At 73.1% G+C, this 22789-nt stretch carries 14 protein-coding genes; 12 read left to right on the top strand and 2 right to left on the bottom strand.

Annotation, left to right across the window (positions count from 1 at the left end; all coding sequences use genetic code 11):
• Nucleotides 1-55: 55 nt before the first annotated feature.
• The 9 genes from V6R91_RS01625 to V6R91_RS01585 are packed head-to-tail and all read left to right on the top strand — an operon-like array spanning nucleotide 56 to nucleotide 17119.
• Nucleotides 56-6115 (top strand): Ig-like domain-containing protein, encoded by a 6060-nt coding sequence (locus V6R91_RS01625; protein WP_336393850.1) that lies wholly within the window; start codon nucleotides 56-58, stop codon nucleotides 6113-6115.
• A gap of 49 nt (nucleotides 6116-6164) precedes the next feature.
• On the top strand, nucleotides 6165-7136 hold the full coding sequence (locus V6R91_RS01620) for an AAA family ATPase (protein ID WP_336393849.1): 972 nt from the start codon (nucleotides 6165-6167) through the stop codon (nucleotides 7134-7136).
• On the top strand, nucleotides 7136-8398 hold the full coding sequence (locus V6R91_RS01615; RefSeq protein ID WP_336393848.1) for a DUF58 domain-containing protein: 1263 nt from the start codon (nucleotides 7136-7138) through the stop codon (nucleotides 8396-8398). Before V6R91_RS01620 ends, V6R91_RS01615 begins: the two co-directional genes overlap by 1 nt.
• Nucleotides 8395-10956, top strand: coding sequence for a transglutaminase-like domain-containing protein (locus V6R91_RS01610; RefSeq protein WP_336393847.1), 2562 nt, complete (start codon nucleotides 8395-8397; stop codon nucleotides 10954-10956). Before V6R91_RS01615 ends, V6R91_RS01610 begins: the two co-directional genes overlap by 4 nt.
• Nucleotides 10953-12368 carry an RDD family protein gene (locus V6R91_RS01605; RefSeq protein WP_336393846.1) on the top strand — a complete coding sequence of 472 codons (1416 nt, stop codon included), beginning with the start codon at nucleotides 10953-10955 and terminating at the stop codon, nucleotides 12366-12368. The genes V6R91_RS01610 and V6R91_RS01605 overlap by 4 nt, the downstream gene beginning before the upstream one ends.
• Complete coding sequence (locus V6R91_RS01600; RefSeq protein WP_336393845.1) at nucleotides 12365-13219, top strand: PP2C family protein-serine/threonine phosphatase; 855 nt, start codon at nucleotides 12365-12367, stop codon at nucleotides 13217-13219. The genes V6R91_RS01605 and V6R91_RS01600 overlap by 4 nt, the downstream gene beginning before the upstream one ends.
• Nucleotides 13219-14709, top strand: a complete 1491-nt coding sequence (locus tag V6R91_RS01595) for an FHA domain-containing protein (protein WP_336393844.1) — start codon at nucleotides 13219-13221, stop codon at nucleotides 14707-14709. The genes V6R91_RS01600 and V6R91_RS01595 overlap by 1 nt, the downstream gene beginning before the upstream one ends.
• Nucleotides 14706-16373: a serine/threonine-protein kinase gene (locus V6R91_RS01590; protein ID WP_336393843.1), complete on the top strand. Its 1668-nt coding sequence runs from the start codon at nucleotides 14706-14708 to the stop codon at nucleotides 16371-16373. Before V6R91_RS01595 ends, V6R91_RS01590 begins: the two co-directional genes overlap by 4 nt.
• Nucleotides 16370-17119 (top strand): hypothetical protein, encoded by a 750-nt coding sequence (locus V6R91_RS01585; protein ID WP_336393842.1) that lies wholly within the window; start codon nucleotides 16370-16372, stop codon nucleotides 17117-17119. The genes V6R91_RS01590 and V6R91_RS01585 overlap by 4 nt, the downstream gene beginning before the upstream one ends.
• A gap of 45 nt (nucleotides 17120-17164) precedes the next feature.
• Here the strand turns inward: V6R91_RS01585 and V6R91_RS01580 are convergent, their stop codons facing one another.
• The gene (locus tag V6R91_RS01580) at nucleotides 17165-17656 is read right to left on the bottom strand and encodes a recombinase family protein (RefSeq protein ID WP_336393841.1); all 492 of its coding nucleotides are present in this window, start codon (nucleotides 17654-17656) and stop codon (nucleotides 17165-17167) included.
• A gap of 128 nt (nucleotides 17657-17784) precedes the next feature.
• Entirely contained in the window at nucleotides 17785-18819 is a 1035-nt protein-coding gene (locus V6R91_RS01575; RefSeq protein WP_336393840.1) for a malate dehydrogenase, read from the bottom strand.
• A 92-nt stretch (nucleotides 18820-18911) separates the two neighbouring features.
• Here V6R91_RS01575 and ypfJ point away from each other — a divergent pair, with 92 nt between their 5' ends.
• The 3 genes from ypfJ to V6R91_RS01560 all read left to right on the top strand — a co-directional run bounded on the left by ypfJ (nucleotide 18912) and on the right by V6R91_RS01560 (nucleotide 22692).
• Nucleotides 18912-19778, top strand: coding sequence for a KPN_02809 family neutral zinc metallopeptidase (gene ypfJ / locus V6R91_RS01570; RefSeq protein ID WP_336393839.1), 867 nt, complete (start codon nucleotides 18912-18914; stop codon nucleotides 19776-19778).
• A complete protein-coding gene (gene pip / locus V6R91_RS01565; protein ID WP_336393838.1) occupies nucleotides 19775-20893 on the top strand; it encodes a prolyl aminopeptidase in 1119 nt (372 codons plus the stop codon). The genes ypfJ and pip overlap by 4 nt, the downstream gene beginning before the upstream one ends.
• Nucleotides 20894-21105: 212 nt before the next feature.
• Nucleotides 21106-22692, top strand: coding sequence for a DEAD/DEAH box helicase (locus tag V6R91_RS01560; RefSeq protein WP_336393837.1), 1587 nt, complete (start codon nucleotides 21106-21108; stop codon nucleotides 22690-22692).
• Nucleotides 22693-22789: the final 97 nt, after the last annotated feature.

Raw genomic sequence — 22789 nt, 5'->3', positions numbered from 1 at the left:
TCGGGTCCCGACGCCACGTAAAGACGCACGACACCCCGGAGGAGGCCGAGGTTCGATGAGGTCTTTCGCATGGCTTCGTGCGCGCCCGCGCGCATTCGCGTCCGCAGGCGCCGTCACGGCCGCCGCGGTCACGCTGACCACCCTCGCCTTCGTCTACCAGGGCGTTCCCACCACCGAGGTCGACCTCCACGACGGCGGTGTCTGGGTCACGAAGCAGTCGAGCCTCATGGTCGGCCACTTCAACCACGAGTCGCAGGTGCTGGACGGCGGGCTGCGCACCACGAGCGACGACTACGACATCCTGCAGTCCGGCTCGGACGTCCTCCTCGTCGACAGGGCGAACTCCGCCGTCAGCGTGATCGACCCCGGCATGGTCGCCCTCGCGGGGGCCGCAAGCCTGCCGGGCGACGCCGAGGTCGCCCTGGGCGGGTCTACCGTCGCCATCCTCGACCGCGCGTCAGGAGACATCTGGGCGCTCCCCGTGGAGGGCGCGGGCACCTTCCAGATCGAGGGCTCCGACCCCGTAGCCAATGCCGGCAAGGGAGCGGACGTCGCGGTCGGCGTGGACGGCGTCGTCTACGCGGCATCCTCCGAGACCGCCGAGCTCATCACCATCCGCCTGGGGACCGACGACACCCCGGAGGAGCCGGTGCGGACGGGCCTTCCCGGCGTCGACGAGAAGGCGGAGCTGACGGTCACGGCCGTCGCCGACAAGCCCGTGGTGCTCGACGCGGCGACCGGCACGGTCATCGTGGACGGTCGCGAGACCCTCGTCGAGGGCGGTCGCAGCGCCGTGTTACAGCAGCCGTCCGCCGCGGCGGACGCCGTCTCGCTGTCGACCGAGTCCGCGTTCCTTCGCGTGCCCCTCGACGGCTCGGAGCCGACCGCGATCCCCGCGGGCGGCGAGGGCGCGCCCGCGGAGCCGGTGTGGCTCGAGGGCTGCGGCTACGCGGCATGGACGGGTTCCGGCCGCTTCGTGCGCGACTGCGCGGGTGAGGCGGACGACCTCGCCGTCGACATCGAGGGCGTCGAGCCGACGTCCCTGCTGAAGTTCCGCGTCAACCGCGACGTCGTGGTGCTCAACGACATCATCGGCGGCGCCACCTGGATGGCCGCGGAAGACATGCAGCGCGTCGACAACTGGGACGAGATCACCCCGCCGGAGGGCGAGACCGAAGACACCGAGCAGACGACCGAGGAGACCACCGAGACGGTCCTGCCGGAGCGGTCCGAGGTCAACACCCCGCCCGACGCGAATGACGACGACCTCGGCGTGCGACCCGGGCGCACCACGATCCTGCCCATCATGGACAACGACAGCGACCCCGACGGCGACGTGCTGACCGCGCGGGTGCTGGAGGGCGGTCCCTCGGTCGGCGAGGTGCAGTCGATCGACAACGGCCGTTCGCTGCAGATCGCCGTACCCGAGGACGCCTCCGGGTCGGCATCCTTCACCTACGAGGTCTCGGACGGCCGCGGCGGCACCGACACCGCGCGGGTCTCCCTCGCGGTGCGCGGCTGGGACGTCAACGCGGCTCCCGAGCAGAAGCGGGTCACGACGGTGGCCGTCGAGGCCGGCGGCACGATCACCTACAACGTGCTGCCCGACTGGATCGACCCCGACGGTGACGACATCTTCCTCGGCTCGGTCACCCCCGCCGAAGGGGACGAGGCCGACTACACGTCCGACGGCCGCATCACCTATCGTGCCGTCGGCGGCACGCAGGGTCGCAAGGACGTCGAGATCACGGTGTCCGACGGCTCCGACGTCGCCGTGGGCATCATCCGCTTCGACGTGCGACCGGTCGGGTCGATCGACCCGGTCACCAACGCCGACTACATCGCCGTGCGCGCGGGGCAGACCGCGACCGTCGCGCCGCTGGCCAACGACGTCGGCGCCGGCCGCGAGCCGCTGCGCCTCGCCCGGGTCGATCCGGTGTCGGGCGCCGACATCGTTCCGGACTACGCCAACAAGACCTTCACCTTCCGCTCCTCGGCTCCGGGCACCTACTACGTGCAGTACATGGTCGCGGCGGGCGCCGCGGGCGTGCCGGGCATCGTGCGCGTCGACGTGCTTGCCGAGGGCGAGACCGACCTCCCGCCCGTCGCGGTGCGCGACGTCGCCCTTCTGCCGAGCGGCGGGGAGGTGCTCGTGAACGTGCTCACGAACGACTCCGACCCCTCCGGCGGCATCCTCGTCGTGCAGTCCGTCACGGTCGAGCCGAACTCAGGCATCGCGGTGGCCGTGCTCAATCACGAGACGCTCCGCATCAGCGACCAGGCCGCGCTCTCGGAGCAGGTGCGGATCTCGTACCGCATCTCCAACGGATCCAAGTCCGCCGAGGGCGACGTCATCGTCATCCCGATCCCGGCGCCGTCGCAGCTGCGACCGCCCGTGGCCAACGACGACCAGGTCGTGGTGCGCGCCGGCGACGTCGTGACGATCCCCGTGCTCGACAACGACTACCACCCCAACGGCGACACCATCCATGTCGCGCCCGACCTCGTCCCGCCCCTGGTCGAGCCCGAGGACGGCGAGATCTTCGTCTCGCAGGACACCGTCCGCTTCCGAGCCTCGGACGAGCCGGGCACGGTGTACGCCACGTACGAGGCGGTGGACAGCACGGGTCAGAAGGACGCCGGCTACATCACCATCCAGGTGCTGCCGGTGGACGCCGACACCAACGCCGCCCCGCGCCCGCGCGACCTGACGGCCCGCGTGCTCGGCGGCAGCCGCGTCCGTATCGCCGTGCCGCTGGACGGCATCGACTCCGACGGCGACTCCGTCGAGCTCATGGGCCTGGCGTCGTCGCCCGGCAAGGGCCGCGTCGTCGAGACCGGCTCGGACTACCTCATCTACGAGGCGTTCGACGAGACCGCGGGGGTCGACACCTTCACCTACCGCGTGCGCGACCGCCTCGGCGCCGAGGCCACAGCGTCCATCCGCGTCGGCATCGCCCCGCCAGAGGGCGTCAACCAGGCGCCGTACGCCGTCAAGGACGCCGTCGTGATGCGTCCGGGGCGCGCCGTCGCCGTGCCCGTGCTCGCGAACGACTCCGACCCGGACGGCGATGAGTTCGGCCTCGTCCGCGACGGCCTGATCCTCCCCGACGTCTCGGGTCTCAAGGCGAAGGTGGACGGCAACCGGGTGGTCGTCACATCGCCCTCCGAGCCGGTGGAGACGTCGCTCCAGTACACGATCCGCGACGCGCGCGGCGCCGAGTCGAAGGCGGTGCTGCAGATCACCGTCGCCGAGGACGTCCCGCTGCAGCGGCCGATCGCGCGGGACGACTACGTCCGCGCCGCCGACGTCGAGGACGGCGTCGTCGACCTCGAAGTGCTCGCGAACGACGAGGATCCGGACGGCACGGTGGACGACCTCGAGCTCACCGTCGACGACGCTGACTCGCGCGTCCTCTCGGACGGCACCGTGCGCATCACGCTCGGCGACCGCGGTCGCCTCGCCGGCTACACCATCACCGACCGCGACGGGAACGAGGCATCCGCCTTCATCCACATCCCCGCGCTGTCGTCGCTGCCGCCCACGCTCGTGAGCGTGAAGCCGGTCGAGGTCAAGAGCGGCGAGACGGTCGAGCTCTCGCTGGACGAGCACGTGCGCGCCGCAGGCGGGGGCCCCGTCATCATCACCGAGGCGGCGAAGGTCACCGCGGCCCACAGCGACGGCTCGTCTCTGGTGAAGGACCAGACGACGCTCGTCTACACCTCCTCCGCGGGCTACTTCGGCCCCGACGCGATCACCTTCGAGGTGACCGACGGATCGGGTCCCGACGACCCCGAGGGCCGCAAGGCGACGCTGACGCTGCCGATCACGGTGCTGCCGCCCGAGAACCAGCAGCCGACGTTCGTCAACGGGCAGATGGACGTCGCGCCCGGCGAGGACGCGGCGGTGCTCGACCTCGCGGGCCTCACGACCGACCCCGACCCCGAGGACGCCGACAAGCTGCGGTTCGAGATCGTCGGCGGGTCGCCGAGCGGCATGTCGGCGCAGATCGAACGGGGCGAGCTGCGCGTGAGCGCGGCGGCCGACACCAAGAAGGGAACCGCCGCGACGATCGAGCTGCGCATCACCGACGGCACGACCGATCCCATCGAGGGCTCCGTCAGCGTGCGTGTCATCGCATCGACGCGCGAGCTGCCGACCGCGAACGACGACATCGTCGACGAGGCGCACCAGGGCAAGACCGTCTCGGTGCCCGTGCTCGGCAACGACGTCAACCCGTTCCCCGAGACGCCCCTGAAGATCACCACGGCGGTCATGGAGACCGGCCAGGGCGACGCGGAGGTGTCGGGCAGTGAGGTCCGGGTCACTCCCGACGCCGAGTTCTTCGGCACGATGGTCGTCCGCTACCGCGTGCAGGATGCGACCGGCGACCCCGACCGCGAGGTCGAGGGGCGCATCCGCCTGACGGTGCAGGGCAAGCCCGACGCACCGGGGACCCCGGTCGTCTCGAGCGTGCAGGATCGCACCGTCGTGCTGTCGTGGACGCCGCCGGCGAACAACGGCGCCGAGATCGAGCGCTACCTCGTGAGCTCCACCGCAGGAAACTACGAGAAGGAGTGCCTCGCGACGACGTGCACGCTCGACGGCCTGACCAACAACGTCGAGTACAACTTCGTCGTCGTCGCCGAGAACCGCGTCGGCCCGTCCGACCCGTCGGCACCGTCTGAGACCGCGCGTCCCGACGCACGGCCCGACACCCCGGCGGCCCCCGCGCTGCAGTTCGGCGACCAGAGCCTCACTGTCTCGTGGGTCACCCCCACCACGCCCGGTTCGCCGGTCGAGAAGTACTCGCTCGAGATCTCGCCGGCTCCGCCGTCGGGGATCAGCCAGAAGACCGACGTCGTCGGCAACTCGCTGGTGTGGGACGGACTGCAGAACGGCGTCGCGTACCAGGTGCGCGTGCAGGCGCACAACCGCGCGCCCGAGCCGTCGAGCTGGAGCCCGTGGTCGGTGAGCGAGATCCCGGCCCGCGCGCCCGACGCGCCCGGTGCGCCCTCGGTCAACCGCCTCGACCCGGTCGGCGACCAGGCGCAGCTCGAGGTCGTGTGGAACCCGCCCGCCGACAACGGCGATGCCATCTCGGGCTACGAGCTGCAGGTGATGCAGGGCTCGTCCGTCGTGCGGACGATCACCGGCATCCCCGGTTCGCAGACCCGCCAGGCCGTCAACGTCACCACCTCGACGACGGACTACACGTTCCGCGTCCGCGCCTCGAACAAGGCCGGCTGGGGCGAGTGGGGCGCGTCCTCCGCTCCGCGCCGCGCCTTCGGCGTGCCGGGCGCCCCGACGAACGTGCAGGCGACGACCCCGCGCGGCGACAGCACCATCGACGTGACGTTCACGCCCGCTCCCGGAAACGGCGCGAACGCCGGTGAACTGCAGTACGAGTACTCGCTCAACGGCGGCGGATGGCAGGCGTTCAGCGGCCGCACGATCGGCGGCGTCAGCAACGGCACGACGTACACCGTGCGTCTGCGGGCGTACACCGCGATGGACGGCGTGCGCTACAACGGCGACCCGTCGGCACAGTCGAACGGAGCGGTCCCGTACGGACCGGTGCGCAACCCCGGTGTCTCGGCGACGCGCGACGGCACGAGCATCACCTTCCAATGGAGCGCACCCGCCGAGAACGGTCGCAAGATCACGCAGATGCAGATCCGCATCGACGGCGGCGGCTGGCAGAACGTGGCGAACAACGGCTCGCGCACGAACAACTACGGCTACAGCGAGCGCCACACGATCGACGCCCGCGCGCAGGACGCCGAAGGCCAGTGGAGCAACGTCGTCTCGGATGCCGCCACCACCGTCGATCGTCCGCGGCCGACCGCGCAGACGGTCAAGGGCGCGTCGGGGAGCTGGAGCGACTGCGGGTCGGCATCGTGCGCCTATATGGCTGTCGACGTGACGAACTTCCCGGCCGGCAACTACGCGCTGCGCTGCAACGACGGCAACAGCTCGTGGGGTGGCGGCAGCACGACGTGGGTGCCGGAGAACGGCCGGGCCCGAGCGAACTGCTACCACGGCTACCCCGGCGCCCGCGTCTGGGTGACCATCGTGGGCTGGGGCGACGCCGCGCCGATGAACTGGTACTAGCCGCGGCATCCGCCATCACCACTTCACGCAACGAGAGAACGAGACGAACATGACGATGACCCCCGAACAGGCGGCCTGGTTCCAGGGCACCTTCTCACGCCTGGTCGACAACGTCGACCAGGCCCTGATGGGCAAGCGCGAGGTCGTGGGACTGGTGCTCTCTGCGATGCTCGCCGAGGGCCACGTGCTGCTCGAGGATGCCCCGGGCACCGGCAAGACGAGCCTTGCGAAGGCGCTGGCCGCCACCGTGCAGGGCACGAGCAGCCGCATCCAGTTCACGCCCGACCTGCTCCCCTCGGACGTGACGGGCGTCACGATCTACGACCAGGCCTCGCACCGCTTCGAGTTCCACCGCGGTCCGGTCTTCGCCTCGATCGTCCTCGCGGACGAGATCAACCGCGCGTCGCCGAAGACCCAGTCGGCGCTGCTGGAGGTCATGGAGGAGTCGCGGGTCACGGTCGACGGCGTCGCGCACGATGTGGGCCGCCCCTTCCTGGTCATCGCGACGCAGAACCCCATCGAGCAGGCGGGCACCTACAAGCTCCCCGAGGCGCAGCTCGACCGCTTCCTCGTGAAGACCTCGATCGGGTACCCCGACCTCGCGGTGGCCGAGCGCATCCTCGCCGGTGCGGCCGACCGCAACCCGTCGGCGCACCTGCCGGCGATCATCACCACGGGCGCCGTCGCCGACATGGCCGACCTCGCCGGCACGGTGCACGTCGACCCCGCCGTGCTCCGGTACACCGCGCAGCTCGCCGAGGCCACCCGCAACGACCCGGCCACACGCCTGGGCGTCTCGGTGCGCGGCTCGCTGGCGATGATCCGCGTCGCCAAGGTGTACGCCGCGGCGCAGGGCCGCCACTTCGTGCTGCCCGATGACATCAAGGCGCTCGTGGCTCCGGTGTGGACCCACCGCATCGTGCTCGACCCCGAGGCCGAGTTCGCCGGCACGACGGCCGAGGCGGTCGTCGCGCGCGTGCTCGACGCCGTCGCCGCGCCGCAGGCGAGGTCCGCGGCCTGATGGCGACGGAGGCACTCGGGCAGGCGACGGCCGCGGAGGATCGGCGGGCGCAGTATGGCGAGCTGGCGCTCGCGGTGCTGCGGCCCGCCGGTGCGGCGCTCGGCCGCGTCTTCGGGGTCGTGCGCCCCGCCGCCTGGGTGCTGATCGCCGGCGCCGTCGCACTGTGGATCGCGGGGCAGGCGCTCGGATGGTGGGAGCTGACCGTGGCGGCCGTCGTGGTCGCCGCCGTGCTCGTGCTGTGCCTGCTGTTCCTCATCGGCCGCACCGCGTACGACGTGTCGCTCGACCTCAACCGCACGCGGGTCGTCGTCGGGGAGCGCGCCGTGGGGGCGCTGACGCTCGCCAACACGGGGTCCCGCGCGATCCTGCCGTCGCGCGTACTGCTGCCCGTGGGCAACGGCCGTGGCGTCTTCGACGTCGACCGGCTCGCGGCCGGTCAGTCCGCCGAGGAGCTTTTCGCCATCCCCACCTCCCGCCGGGCGGTGGTGAAGGTCGGTCCGGTCAGCGTCGTGCGCGGCGATCCGCTCGGGCTGTTCGAGCGCGTGCACCGCCGCGACGAGCCCGTCGACCTCTTCGTCCATCCGCGGACCGTGCTCTTCGACGGCCAGTCGCTGGGCTTCCTCCGCGACCTCGAGGGGCTTCCCGCCACCGATCTCTCGCCCGACGACGTCTCGTTCCACGCCCTGCGCGAGTACCAGCCCGGCGACGACCTGCGCCACGTGCACTGGAAGTCGACGGCGCGCACCGGCCGCATGATGGTCCGCCAGTACGAGGAGACCCGTCGCTCGCACTTCGTCATCGGCCTGTCCACGAGCCCCGCCGACTACCGCGACGACGAGGAGTTCGAGCTCGCGATCTCGGCAGCCGGGTCGCTGGGCCTGCGTGCCCTCCGCGACTCCCACCGCGTCGAGGTGCGGGTGCAGGAGCGGGCGCTGCCGTCCGGAACGGGCAAGCAGTTCCTCGACTCGCTCTCGGCGCTGGAGAAGTCCAAGCCCCGGGCCGGCAGCATCGTCGAGCTCGCCGGGTCGGTCGCCGCGACGCTGCCGCTGGCGAGCGTCGTCGTGCTGGTATGCGGCAGCCGGGTCGACACCGGCGACCTGCGCACCGCGTGCAGTCGCCTGCCGTTCGGCGCGCGCGCGCTCGCCGTCGTGGCGGCCTCCGCCGCGGCATCGCCGACACTGCGCCGCATCGGCGATGCCGACGTCGTGACGCTCGGAGCGCTCGAGCAGCTGCCGAACGCGCTGCGGAAGGTGCTCGCATGACCGCCCCCGCGCCCCTGCGCCCCCGCCGCTCCCGCGCGGAGCGCCCGGAGCCGGTCGCCGCACCGGTCGCCGCGCCGGCGTCGCGAACCGCGCGGCCGGAGGCCGAGGCGCTCCCGGTGCGCCGCTGGGTGCTCGACCTCGGGGCGGTGCTCGCCCTCCTGCTGGTGCCGATCATCGGGTTCCAGCCGACCTTCGACAGTCCGCTGTACCTTGTGGCGGCGCTGGGCGGACTCGTCCTCGGCATGTCGCTGGCGGTGCTGGGCCGCGCCTTGCGGTGGGGCATCCTGCTCATCGCGGCCGCGACCGTCGTGGTGTACTTCCTGTTCGGCGGCGCCCTCGCCCTGCCGCACACCACCGTCGCCGGCGTCATCCCCACCCTGGAGACGATCCGCCTCCTCGGGCTCGGCACGTTCATGTCGTGGAAGCAGCTGCTGACCACGGTCGCACCCGTGGCGACCGACGGCGGACACCTCATCGTGCCGTTCCTCCTCGCGCTCGTCGCCGCAGTCCTGACGGCATCGCTGGCGCTGCGCCTGCGCAGCGCCGCGTGGGCGCTCATCCCGGCCGCCGCCTTCCTCGCGATCGAGATCGCGCTGGGCACCTCCGAGCCCATCGTGCCGGTCATCCAGGGCGTGGTCTTCGGCCTGGTGGCCGTGGCGTGGCTCGCCGTGCGACAGGCGTGGCAGCCCCAGACGGCGGCGATCTCGGTGGGCGAGGGCTCGGCAGCGCGGGGCGCCGGCGTCCGCCGGCTGCTGATGGGAGCGGCGGTGATCGCGATCGCCGCGCTCGTCGGCGTGGCCACCAGCGCTTTCGCCGCACCCTCCTCCCCCCGGTACGTGCTGCGCGACGTCGTGATCCCGCCGTTCGACATCCGCGAGTTCCCGAGTCCCCTGCAGTCGTTCCGCGCGTACGTGCGCGACCACCCCGACGAGGCGCTCTTCACCGCGCGCGGTCTGCCGGAAGGTGCGCGCGTGCGCCTGGCGACCATGGACGCCTACAACGGCACCGTCTACAACGTGTCCGACTCGGGCACCGGCAGCTCCAGCGCGTTCACGCCTGCTCGCACGAACATGTCCGCCGACGTCGAGGGCACGCCGGCGACGGTCCACGTCGAGATCGGCGCGCTGGAGGGAGTGTGGATGCCGGAGGCCGGCGCCGTCCGCAGCGTCACGTTCGACGGCGACCGGGCCGACGACCTCCGCCGCACCGCGCACTACAACGAGTCGACCACGACCGGTGTGGTGACCGCCGGTCTGCAAGAGGGTGACGAGTACACCCTCCAGGCCGTCATCCCCGAGGTCCCGAGCGACGAGCAGCTGGGCGACCAGTCCTTCGCGCCGCTGAAGATGCCCAAGCAGGAGGGCGTGCCCGAGTCCCTCGCCGAGATCGCGGCGGAGGCCGTCGCAGAGGCCGAGACGCCCGTCGAGCAGGCCCGCGCACTTCAGCAGATGCTCTCGGAGGGCGGCTACTTCAGCCACGGCCTCGCGGGCCAGCCTCTCTCGCGGGCGGGCCACGGCGCCGAGCGCATCCAGACGCTCCTGGGATCGCAGCAGATGGTCGGCGACGATGAGCAGTATGCGACGGCGATGGCGCTGCTGGCCGGTCAGCTCGGCATCCCCGCGCGGGTCGTCATGGGCTTCTACCCCGCGGAGGACGAAGCGGCGGAGGGCTCCTTCACGGCCACCGGCGACACCCTGCACGCCTGGGTCGAGGTCGCGTTCGAGGACGCCGGCTGGGTGCCGTTCGATCCCACCCCGCCCGACGACCAGGTCCCGAGCGACCAGACGACCAAGCCCAAGGCCGACCCCAAGCCGCAGGTGCTGCAGCCGCCGCCTCCGCCGCAGGAGCAGGTGGACCTGCCGCCCACCGTCGCCGACGACCGCGGGTCCGAGGACGAGAACGGGTTCGATGCGGCGCTGCTGTGGACCATCGTCACCATCGGCGTCGGCGTGCTCGGCATCCTCGCCGTGCTGCTCGCCCCGTTCATCGTCATCGGTGCGCTGAAGGCGGCCCGCCGCCGTCAGCGCCGCGAGGCCGCTCGCGCCGCGGACCGCATCTCGGGCGGCTGGGACGAGCTCGTCGACAGGGCGTCCGACTACGGCGCTCCGGTGCGCGCCGGATCGACCCGTCAAGAGGACGCGGGTGTGCTCACGGCGGCGCTGGCGGAGCCGCGCGTGGCGACGCTCGCCACGCGGGCCGATGCCCAGGTGTTCGGCCCGGTCGAGCCGACGCCCGATGACATCGAGGCGTTCTGGACGCAGGTCGACGAGATCGTCGGCGGCATGGGCAGCGGAAGATCGCTGTGGCAGCGCCTGCGGGCGCGGCTCAGCGTCCGCTCGCTCCTGGAGGGCACGCGGTTCGAGCTGCCTGCGCGGGTGCCGCGCACCGCGTCGCGTCCGCCGGAGGCGGCGGCATCCTCCGGGCCGGCGGCCGCGACGGCGGACGACCCGACGGCGACCGCCGCCGACAGGCCGTCGACGCGCGCATCCCGCCGCCGTGCCGACAAGACGCGGGGTGCATCGGAGCACTCCGCCCGCCCCGCACAGGAGTCCGAATGACCGTGAGTCCGCCCGGCGACGCCCCCTCGGGCACCATCGGCCGCCGCGTCGGGGCGTTCGCGATCGACATCGCCCTCGCGTATCTCGTCGCCGGCGTGATCGTCGGCATCGTGGCCGGTGTCACGGTCGCCCTCGCGCGCGCGCTGCAGCCCGACGAGCTCGCGGCGGTCATGCTCTTCGCCTGGTCGGGCCTGGTTCTGCTGCTCCTCGGGTGGTGGCTGGTCTACTCCGGGATGCAGGGCGGGCACGGCTCCATCGGACAGCGTCTGCTCGGCCTGCGGCTGGCGGACGCGGGCTCGGGGGAGCCGATCGGCTTCTGGCGCGCCGTGTGGCGCAACATCGTCTTCGGGCTGGCCGGATCGATCGTCGTCGGCTACTTCACCCCGCTGTTCGACGCGTCTGCGCGCCGGCAGGGCTGGCACGACATGGCCTCCGGCGCGGTCGTCGTCGACGTGCGCGCAGCCCGCGCCGTCGGCTCGGCCGCCTCCCGCCGGCCGACCGGAGCGCCGGCGGCCGCCGGCATCCCGAGCCCCGTCCCGCCGGCACCCGCGCTGCCGATGCCGGCGCCGGCGAGCCCACTGCTCGACCGCACCGCGACGGCCTCGCCCGCCTGGCCGCCGGCGACCGCATCCGCCACGCCGGGATGGCCGTCCGCGTCCGCCGTGCCGGGATGGCCGCCCGCCACCGCGTCCGCTGCGCCGGTGTGGCCGTCGGCGACCGCCGACCGCTCCGCGGCGCCCCCGCTGTCCACCGCCCATCAGCCGACCGGGCCGGTCGCCGATCTGTCGTGGCTGTTCCGCGGCGAGGAGGCAGCGCCCGCGCAGCCGGCCGCCACGCGTGCGGAGCCCGTCGACGCGTTCCCGAGCGTCACGACGCCGTTCCCCGCCGCGACGACCACAGAGCCGTTCGGCGCGGCCGTCCCACGCCGGCTCTCACCGGCGGTGACGACCGACGCGCGCCCCGCGCCGCAGCCGGCCGTGGCGGCCGCGGGTACGACGGTGCTGGCGTGGGCACCCGCCGACGACGTGGACGCCACCCGCGCGGCCGTGCCGCCGCCCGCGCAGCGCGCCGCCCTGTACGCCGATGCCCCCGTGATCGCGGTCCTCACGTGGGACGACGGCACGCGGATGGCCGTCTACGGCCGGACTCTGTACGGCCGCAACCCCGCGTCCGAGCAGGGCGCCGTCGCGATCGCGGTGCGCGACGAGACGCTGTCCCTGTCGAAGACGCATTTCGAGATCGGCGGCGACGTCGCAGGCGCGTGGATCGCCGACCGTCATTCGACGAACGGCACCACGCTCGTGCGCGACGGCAGCCGCATCCCGCTCGTGCCCGGCCTGCCCACGTCCCTCCGTGCGGGTGACAGCCTCGAGCTCGGCGATCGCCGCATCACGGTGGGAGCAAGCCGATGACCGCCGCGGCGACCCCGATCACGCTGGCCTTCGGGGCGGCGACCGATCCCGGGCTGCGACGGCGGATCAACGAGGACTCGTACCTCGCCGCCGCCCCGCTGTTCCTCGTCGCCGACGGCATGGGCGGACACAACGCGGGCGAGATCGCCAGCGCGACGGTGATCCACGAGTTCGCCGCGCTCGTGGGCCGCGAGAGCCTCGCCATCGACGACGTCCACACCGCCGTGGCGACCGCTCGCCGCCGCGTCGCCGCGCTTCCGGCGGGCGGGGGCGCGGGCGCCGGCACCACGCTGGCCGGCGTTGTCGTCGCCGACGTCGACGGCGAGGGGTACTGGCTGGCGGTCAACCTGGGCGACTCGCGCACCTACCGCCTCAGCGACGGCCGGCTCGAGCAGGTGAGCGTGGACCACTCGGTCGTGCAGGAGCTCGTGGACAGCGGCGAGCTCGCCGCCGACGCCGCGCAGCGCGATGCGCGTCGCAACGTCATCACGCGCGCGATCGGCGCCGGCAGCGACGCCGATCCGGACTACTGGCTCATCCCCGCCGAAGACGGCGACCGCATCCTGGTCTGCTCCGACGGGCTCTCGGGCGAGCTCGAGAAGGACGCGATCCACGGCATCCTCCTCGCCGAGCCCGATCCGCAGGCGGCGGCCACGCGGCTCGTGCACGAGGCCATGGTGCGCGGCGGGCGCGACAACATCACGGCCATCGTCGTCGATGCGCTCTCGGTGCGCAGCCGCGCGAACCGGTCGGTCGAACACGATACGGTGCCGGTGAGCGCCCCCACCGCTCCCGTCGTCGACATCGACGGAGACACGCTGCCGCGCGCAGCGGTCACAGGAGGTCTCTGATGCCGACGCTGTACGCACCCGGCGCCACGCCGGTCGCCGTCACGACGCGCGGGTTCGCCGCGCTCGAAGCGGGCGCCTCGGCGGCGCTGCTCGGGCGGATCCGGTCGCTCCTCGCCGACGGGCGCGGCCTCGGCGGCGTCATCGAGGCGCTCACGGGCGCGTACGGCGCCTCGCTCACCGCCATCCCCGGCTTCGCCGTCGCGCTCGTGGAGGGCGAGAGCGTCCGCGTCGCCGTGCGCGGCGACTTCGCGTTCGAGGTGGCCGCGGGAGCGGCCGAGCGCGTGTCGGGCGCCGGTGTCACGACGTGGACCGAGCGCGTGATCCCCGCGGTCCAGCGCGTCACGCTCACCTCGTCCGAGCCGGATGCCGCGCCCGCCGAGTTCGAGATCGCCGACGGCATCGTTCTCGCCGGAACCATCGTCTGGGATGCCGCGCCCGTGCGCTCCGTCGCGGCCGCGGCCGCCGACGCGCCGGCCCCCGCCGACGCGCCGGCCCCCGCCGACGCGCCGGCTCCCATCGAGGCGCCGGCTCCCACCGCCGCGCCCGCTCCCGCCGACGAGCCTCGGCTTGCCGCCGACGCGCCCGTTGCCGGCCGCCGTGACGAGCCCGAGGGCCAGGACGATCCGGCCGAGCCGGGCCCCGACGCCGAGGAGGAGCCCGCCGCGCCGGCTCCGGGCCCGCGGCGCGCCGCGCCCCCCGCTGTCGCGGCGGCATCGGGCATGCTGATCGACTCGAGCTCCGTGCCGTCGGTGGCGGACGCCGAGACGCTGCTGCCCTTCGACTCCGCGCTGCACCCCGTCGCGGTGCCCCCCGGTGCACCGGACACCGCCGGCGCCCAGCCTGACGACTCCGACGACGCCGCGGGCTTCGACGCCGAGGTCGGCGCCACCGTGCTGCGACCCCTCGACGAGCAGGGTTCGCCCCGCGACGCCACCGCGGGCGTGCCCGGCGTCCCCGCGCCCGTGCCGGGCATCCCGGCCCCCGTCCCGGGCGTCCCTGCGACCGTGATCGGCGACCACGACGGCGCCACCATCTCCCTCGCCCAGGCGCGGGCGCTGCGCGCCGGTGCGTCCGAGGACGCGGCGGGCGCGGCATCCGCTCTCCCGGCCGATTCGGCCCCGGCGCCGCTGGCCCCGCCCCGTCCGCCCGCGCCCGGCCGCGTGCGGCTCTCGACCGGCCAGGTCGTCGCGCTCGACCGCACCGTCGTCATCGGCCGCCGTCCGCGCTCGACCCGCGTCAGCGGCACCGACCTGCCCCACCTCGTCGCCGTCGACAGCCCGCAGCAGGACATCTCCCGCAGCCACGTCGAGCTGCGGGTCGAGGGCGAGAGCATCGTCGCGACCGACCTGCGCACGACCAACGGCACGACGCTGCTGCGGTCCGGCGCCGATCCGGTGCGGCTGCACCCGGGTGAGGGGACCGTCGTCGTCCCGGGCGACGTGCTCGACCTCGGCGACGGCGTGACGGTCCACATCGAGGCGCCGTCGTGAGCGCCAAGCGCGCGCCCATGGCGCCGCCGGACCTCCCCGGCTTCACGTACGTCGACCTGCTCGGCTCCGGCGGCTTCGCCGACGTGTACCTGTACGAGCAGCAGCTGCCGAAGCGGCGCGTCGCGGTCAAGGTGCTGCTCACCGAGCGCATGTCCAGCGGGTCGGTCGAGGAGTTCACCGCCGAGGCCAACGTCATGGCGATGCTCTCGACCCACCCGGCGATCGTCACGATCTACCAGGCGGGCGTCGCCGGCGACGGCCGGCCGTACCTCGTCATGGAGTACTGCCCGCGGCCCAACCTCCAGGTGCGGTACCGGCGGGAGGCGTTCTCGATCGCGGAGTCGCTGCGGGTCGGGGTGCAGGTCGCGGCGGCGGTCGAGACCGCGCACCGCGCGGGGGTGCTCCACCGCGACATCAAGCCGGCCAACATCCTGGTGACGGAGTACAACCGGCCGGCGCTGACCGACTTCGGCATCGCCTCGACGACGAGCGCCGCCGCCGAATCGGCGGGACTGTCCATCCCGTGGTCGCCGCCGGAGTCGTTCGCGGACGTACCCCGCAGCGATCCGCGTTCGGACGTCTGGGCGCTCGGGGCCACCGTGTACACCCTGCTCGCCGGCCGCTCGCCGTTCGAGCTGCCCGGTCAGCGCAACGGCGCCGCCGAGCTCATCCATCGCATCGAGTCCCAGCCGCTGCCCGCCCTCGGCCGCGCTGATGTACCGGCGTCGCTGCAGCGCGCGCTCGAGCGGGCGATGGCCAAGAACCCGGCCGATCGGCACGAGAACGCGCTCGCCTTCGCCCGCGCTCTGCAGACCGTCCAGATCGAGCTGTCGCACTCGGTGACGCCGATCGACATCCTCGACGACCAGCTTCCCGAAGACATCGAGGCCGACGAGGACGACGGACTGACGCGGGTGCGCGGCGTCGTCAGCATCAGCCCCGAGACCGCGCCCGCCGCGGGGGCGACCCGCCCCTCGGCGAAGACGGCGCCGAGCGCCGGATACGCCCCGGTGTTCGAACCGGCTGCGATCGACACCGAGACGGTGCTGCGCGCGACGCCCGCGGCGGCCTTCGAGCAGACCGTCCGCCGCCGGAGCCCGGGGGAGGCGCTTCCCGACGAGACGATCCTGCGGGCACCGGCGGCACCGCCCGCGGCATCCGTCCCCGTGCCGGCGCCGACCGCGTTCGAGACCGTCGCCGCGCCGGAGGAGGTGACGGGCACGGATGCCGCGCCCCGGCGTCCGCGCACCGGGCTGTGGATCGGGCTCGGCGCCGTCGCCCTCGTCATCGTCGCGGTGATCGTGGCGGTTTCGCTTCCCGGCCTGCTCTCCGGGACGGGCCCGTCCACGAGCGAGCCGACGGCCTCGTCGCGCCCGCAGGACCCGATCGCGGCGATCGTCCCGCCGGTCGAGCAGGTCACGGGCACGCCGGTCGAGGACGGCGTGAGATTCACGTGGACCAACGCCGATCCGCAGGACGGCGACTTCTACATCGTCGAGATCGTCGACCTCGCCGACAGCACGCCCGTCGTCGAGACGGTCGAGACCGCTGAGATCACCGTGCCCGCCGCCGCATCGGGTCAGACCTGCGTCGACGTCACGCTCGTCCGCGCCAACGGCACGCAGCAGCAGGATCCCGAGAAGACCAGGGGGTGCACGCCATGACCGTCGCGGAAGCCGACGCGCTCACCGTCGAGTTCGCCGGCGAGGAGTTCTCGGTCGAGCCCGACACGGTGTTCACGGTGGGCCGCGAGGGCGACCTCGCCATCGACGACAACCTCTTCCTGCATCGCAACTTCCTCACCATCCAGAACGTCGACGGCCTGTGGCTGCTGTCGAACGTCGGATCGCGGCTGTCGGCCACCGTCACCGACTCCGGTGGGCGGGTGCAGGCCTGGCTCGCACCCGGTGCGCGCCTCCCGCTCGTCTTCGCCGCGACATCCGTCATCTTCAGCGCCGGTCCGACGACGTACGAGCTCACGATCCACGCGTCGGAGCCGACGTTCCGCGAGTCGCAGCCCCCGGCCGACGACGAGGGCCTCAGCACCATCGGCGAGGTGCCGCTCACCCACAGTCAGCGCGTCATGATCCTGGCTCTCGCCGAGCCGGTGCTGCGACGCGACGGGACGGGCATGAGCGAGCTGCCCACCTCGGCGCAGGCAGCCGAGCGCCTGGGCTGGACGCTGACCCGCTTCAACCGCAAGCTCGACAACGTGTGCGACAAGCTCGACAAGATCGGCGTGCCCGGCATGCGCGGCGGGGTGCGCTCCTACGCCACCAACCGCCGGGTGCGCCTCGTCGAGCACGCGATCGCCGCGCGCCTCGTCACCCGCGACGACCTCCCGCTGCTCGACATCGAGCGCGAGGACTCGCGCAACGGCGTGAGCGGGAACGCGGACGACGACGCCTGATCCGCCCGCCCGGCGATCCCGCAAGCGGCGCGCCGCAGCGTCGGCTCAGCGCCCCGCGTCGTAGAGGTGGCGTCCGCCATGGCTGACGACCTTTACCACCACGCCGCGGCGGTGGAGCTCGGCGACCGTGCGGGTCTCCTCGTCGATGTCGCGACCGAGCGCGTGCACGTTGGCGACGACGAGCACGTCGCCCCGCACGAGCGTGCCGAAGAGGCGCACCAGCCGCTCCTCCCACGACTCGAGGGTCTCGGGCGCCGGGTGGCGGAAGCCCTCGATCGGCACACCGAAACGCGTGAGATCGTTGCGCTGCTCGACGACGGAGGGCATGTCGTCGCGGGAGATCACCAGTCCCACCAGGCGCGAGCCGGCGGGCTGGGCCAGCCACCAGTTGCGGTCCTGCTGCAGCTCGGTGAAGCACTTCGGGCACTCGGCGGCGGGGTGGGGGAGGTGCAGCGGCGCGGTGTCGGCGCCGACGGACTGCGCGGTCGCGGCGGCGTGCGTGCGCGCGGCATCCGGCGTCTTCGTCGTGTCAGTCATGGGGGCCCCTTCGCTCGCCCCATTGTCTCACCCGGCGGCGTCAGGCCTGGTTCCCGAGCCGCAGCTCGAGGCTGAGCCGATCCGCGTCGAGCTCGGCCAGCGCAGGCCGCAGCGACTGCCGCCGGGCGTCAGAGTGCGCCGAGCTCCCGCACCGCGTCGCGCTCGGCGACCAGTTCGTCGACGGATGCCGCGAGCCGGCCCCGTGCGCGCTCGTCGAGGTCGAGCCCCTCCACCACCTCGTAGCCGTCCCCCCGCGAGGTCACCGGGAACGAGCACACGATCCCCTCCGGCACGCCGTACTCGCCGCGGGAGACCACGGCCGCCGACGTCCAGCCCCCGCGCGTCCCCTGCTGCTCATCGCGCACGTGGTCGATCGCGGCGTTGGCGGCGGACGCGACCGACGACGAGCCGCGGACCTCGATGATCTCCGCGCCGCGCTTGGCGACGCGCGGAATGAAGACCTCGTCGAGCCACGACGTCGCCGCGTCGCGGCCGCCGAGGCGCTCGGCGAGCACCTCGAGGAGCGGCATCCGTCCTCCCGATCCCTCCGCCGGCGGCACGGTCGCGTGCGAGACGTCGGGGAACTGCGTCGCCGAGTGGTTGCCCCAGATGGCGACGTCCTCGATCTCGCCGGCCCCGATCCGGAGCGTCTCGGCGAGCTGACCCACGGCCCGGTTGTGGTCGAGGCGGGTGAGCGCGCTGAAGCGCTCCACGGGCACGTCCGGACCGGCGGACGCCGCCGCGATGAGCGCGTTGGTGTTCGCGGGGTTGCCCACCACGACGACCCGGACGTCGTCGTCGGCGACCGCGCCGATCGCCGCCCCCTGGGGGCCGAAGATGCCGGCGTTCGCCGCGAGGAGGTCCCCGCGCTCCATGCCGGCCGAACGGGGCCGGGCGCCCACGAGCATCGCGATGTGCGTGCCGTCGAACGCGGTGAGGGGATCGTCGGCGATGTCGACCTCGCGCAGCAGCGGGAACGCGCAGTCCTGCAGTTCGAGCGCCGCACCCTCGGCCGAGCGCATCCCCTGCGGGATCTCGAGCAGGCGCAGGCGGATCGGCACGTCGGGGCCGAGCATGTCGCCCGCGGCGATGCGGAACATGAGGGCGTAGCCGATCTGTCCGCCGCCGCCGGTGATGGTCACGGTCCTGGGCGTGTTCGTCATGGCTCGAGCCTATGCCCGCGGCATTTTACCCTTTCGCGGGGATACGGGGAGGCTCCTCGGCGGAAGGCGTGCATCGGGGTACCGTGACTGCCATGACGTTCAATGAGAACGCCAACGTCGGGGGGAACCGGGCGAGGCGTCGGGGAGCCGGGGCGGCGGTCGCCGGCGGCGGCATCGCCGGTATCGGCGCGATCGCGGTGCTGCTGTTCCAGCTGTTCACCGGTCAGGACCTGTCGGGCCTCGTGCCCGCACCGCAGACCGGATCGGGCGCGGAGTCCGAGATCCAGCAGTGCGAGACCGGAGCCGACGCCAACCGTGACGACGCCTGCCGTCTCGCAGCGGGCAGCGTCGTGCTCGACGAGTACTGGGAGACGCAGGTGCAGGGCTACCGGGCGCCCCAGCTCGTCATCGTCGACGGGCAGACCGGCACGCAGTGCGGCACGGCCTCCAACCAGACCGGACCGTTCTACTGCCCGCCCGAGGAGACCGTCTACATCGACCCGACCTTCTTCGGCCTGCTGCGCCAGCAGTTCGACGCCTCCGCGGGCGACCTCGCCCAGCTGTACGTGCTCGCGCACGAGTACGGGCATCACGTCCAGTACATCACCGGCGTCATGGAGCAGCATCCGAACAACGGCACGGGTCCCGACAGCAACGGCGTGCGCACCGAGCTGCAGGCGGACTGCTTCGCCGGGGCCTGGGTCGGCGACATGACCGAGCTGGAGGACGACAACGGGGTGCCGTATCTGAAGGCGCCGACGCAGCAGCAGATCGCCGACGCGATCAACGCCGCGGGGACGGTGGGCGACGACCACATCCAGCAGGAAACCGGCGGCATGGTGAACCCCGAGAGCTGGACCCACGGGTCCAGCGAGCAGCGGCAGCGGTGGTTCGAGACGGGCTACCAGAGCGGTCCGTCCGCCTGCGACACCTTCGGCGTCGCCGGGGGAAGTCTGTGAACGAGCACCTCGACGAGATCCTCTACCCCGCCATCGAGCCCTACGACACCGGCACCCTGATCGCCGGCGAGGGGAACCGCATCTACTACGAGCAGTGCGGCAACCCCGACGGCAAGCCCGTGGTGTTCCTGCACGGCGGCCCGGGGGCCGGGGCATCCGCGTGGCACCGTCGCTTCTTCGACCCGGAGCGCTACCGCATCATCCTCATCGACCAGCGCGGCTGCGGCCGGTCGACCCCGCATGCGAGCGACCCGCACGCCGACCTGCGGCACAACACGACGTGGCACCTCGTGGCCGACATCGAGCTGCTGCGCCGCAACCTCGGCATCGCCAAGTGGCAGGTCTTCGGCGGCTCGTGGGGCAGCGCGCTGGCTCTCGCCTACACCCAGGCGCACCCGCGCGCGGTCAGCGAGATCGTGCTGCGCGGCATCTTCACGCTGCGCCGCCACGAGCTGGAGTGGTTCTACGAGGGTGGCGCCGCGTCGATCGTCCCGGATCTGTGGGAGGACTTCGTCGCCCCCATCCCGATCCTCGAGCGGTCGCAGATGATGCAGGCCTATCACCGCCGCCTCACCGACCCGGACCCCGAGGTGCACGTGCCCGCCGCGATCGCCTGGTCGCGCTGGGAGGCCGCGAACCTCACCCTTCTTCCCGATCCCGCACTGATCGAGTCGATGACCGAGCCGCGCGCGGCCGTCGCGTTCGCACGCATCGAGAACCACTACTTCCTCCACGGCGGCTGGTTCGACGAGGGCCAGCTCATCGCGGGCGTCGAGCGCGTCCGGCACATCCCCGCCGTGATCGTGCAGGGTCGGTACGACCTGTGCACGCCCGCGATGACGGCGTGGGACCTTCACCGCGCGTGGCCCGAGGCCGAGTTCACGATGGTTCCGGATGCCGCGCACGCGGCGTCCGAGCCCGGCATCGCCGCCGCCCTGCGCGCCGCCACCGATCGGTTCGCGGCCGACGCGCACGACGGGCACGGCGCCGTCGAGGTCGATGATCCGCGCGACGAGCATGACGACGCCGCGGTCGAGGACGAGGCCGCGGGCGAGGCATCCGTCGCCGCCGACATCGACACGACGGAACCCGCGCGCGAGTCCGGCGCCGCATAGCCCTGCCTCCGGGCGGCGGGCAACGCTCAGGTGCGCACTGGTAGGGTGGGTAGCCTTGCAGCGCTCCGATGCGCTTCTCGCGTCGTAGAACGCTTCCTTTCCGCCGCCGCGCCCCGCGCGATGCCGGTGATGACATTCGTACGGCGACCCGTGGGCGAGATCCGCCCCCGGCCACCGACAGGGCACCACTGTGCCCGGAGATGTAACCATCCATGACTGAAACCTCCTTCGGCGCGCTCGGCGTGCCGCAGCCCCTCGTCGACGCGCTGGCCGCCGACGGCAAGACCACCGCGTTCCCGATCCAGGTCGACACGCTCCCCGACACCCTCTCTGGCCGCGACGTGCTCGGCCGCGGCAAGACCGGCTCGGGCAAGACCCTGGCCTTCTCGATCCCCATGGCCGCGCGCCTGGGCGGCAAGCTCGCCGGCGGCAACCGCCGCAAGGGCCGCCCGCTCGGCCTCGTGCTCGCGCCGACGCGCGAGCTCGCGACCCAGATCGACGCGGTCCTCGCCCCGCTCGCCAAGGCGTACGGCCTCACGACCACCACGATCTTCGGCGGCGTGAACCAGAACCGCCAGGTGAACGCCCTCAACGCCGGTGTCGACATCGTCGTGGCGTGCCCTGGTCGCCTCGAGGACCTCATGAAGCAGGGCTTCGTGCGCCTCGACGCGGTCGAGATGACCGTCATCGACGAGGCGGACCACATGGCCGACCTCGGCTTCCTGCCGGGCGTCACGCGCATCCTGAACGCCACGCCGGCCGGCGGCCAGCGGCTGCTGTTCAGCGCGACCCTCGACAACGGGGTCGACAAGCTCGTGAACCGCTTCCTGCAGAACGAGGTGCTGCACTCCGTCGACGAGGCGCACTCGCCCGTCGCCGCGATGACGCACCACGTCTTCACGCTGGCCGACGCCGACGCCAAGAAGGACGTCGTCAAGGCGCTCGCCTCCGGCACCGGCCGGCGCATCCTGTTCATGCGCACCAAGCACCAGGCCAAGAAGCTCGCGAAGCAGCTGACCGGCGAGGGCATCCCCGCCGTCGACCTGCACGGCAACCTGTCGCAGGCCGCCCGCGACCGCAACCTCGCGGCGTTCTCGGCGGGCAGCGTCAAGGTGCTCGTCGCGACGGACGTCGCCGCCCGCGGCGTGCACGTCGACGACGTCGAGCTCGTCATCCACGTCGACCCGCCGACCGAGCACAAGGCGTACCTGCACCGCTCCGGCCGCACCGCCCGCGCCGGTGCCGAGGGCGCCGTCGTCACCCTCGTGCTCCCCGAGCAGCGGCGCGACGTGTCGCAGCTGCTGCGCAAGGCCGCGATCTCGGTCGAGCCCGTCGCCGTGACGGCCTCCTCGCCCGAGGTCGTCGAGCTCGTCGGCCAGGTCGCACCGTACGTCAAGCCCGTTCCGGTCGCCGAGACCCCGCGCGGCACCAGCCAGGGTGCGAACGCGCAGCGCAAGCGCGCGGCTCGTGACGCACGCGACACGGATGCCGGCACCCGCTCGGGCGGCTCGGGTTCGGGTGGCTCGGGTTCGGGCGGCGGTCGTCGTCGCCGGGGCTCCGGTCAGGGTGCTCCTGTCGCCGCCGGTCAGCGCACCGGCGCGCCGCGCCGCGATGCCGCCGCGGCACGCGACAAGGCCGCGCACCAGCGCCACGACCAGAGCGCCGGTCACACCCGGTCGGCTCAGCCCGCCGGCAACCCGCGCACGCCCGGCCGCCGCGCCTCCTCGGCCGGCACCGGCAAGCTCATGGTCGGCTCGGTCGTCCGCCCCAACGGCACCAACCGCCGCGGCGGCCGCTGACCCGCAGCCAGAACCCCTCGCCCCTGATGGGGCGGGGGGTTCTGTCGTCCCCCGCGCTTCCCCGCGCTTCCGTCGGCGGGGTCGTCGCGCCCTCGGC

The sequence above is a fragment of the Microbacterium sp. CCNWLW41 genome, assembly GCF_037083505.1.
The sequence above is the reverse complement of the archived record's forward strand: the minus strand, read 5'-3'. Positions and strand labels throughout refer to the sequence as shown.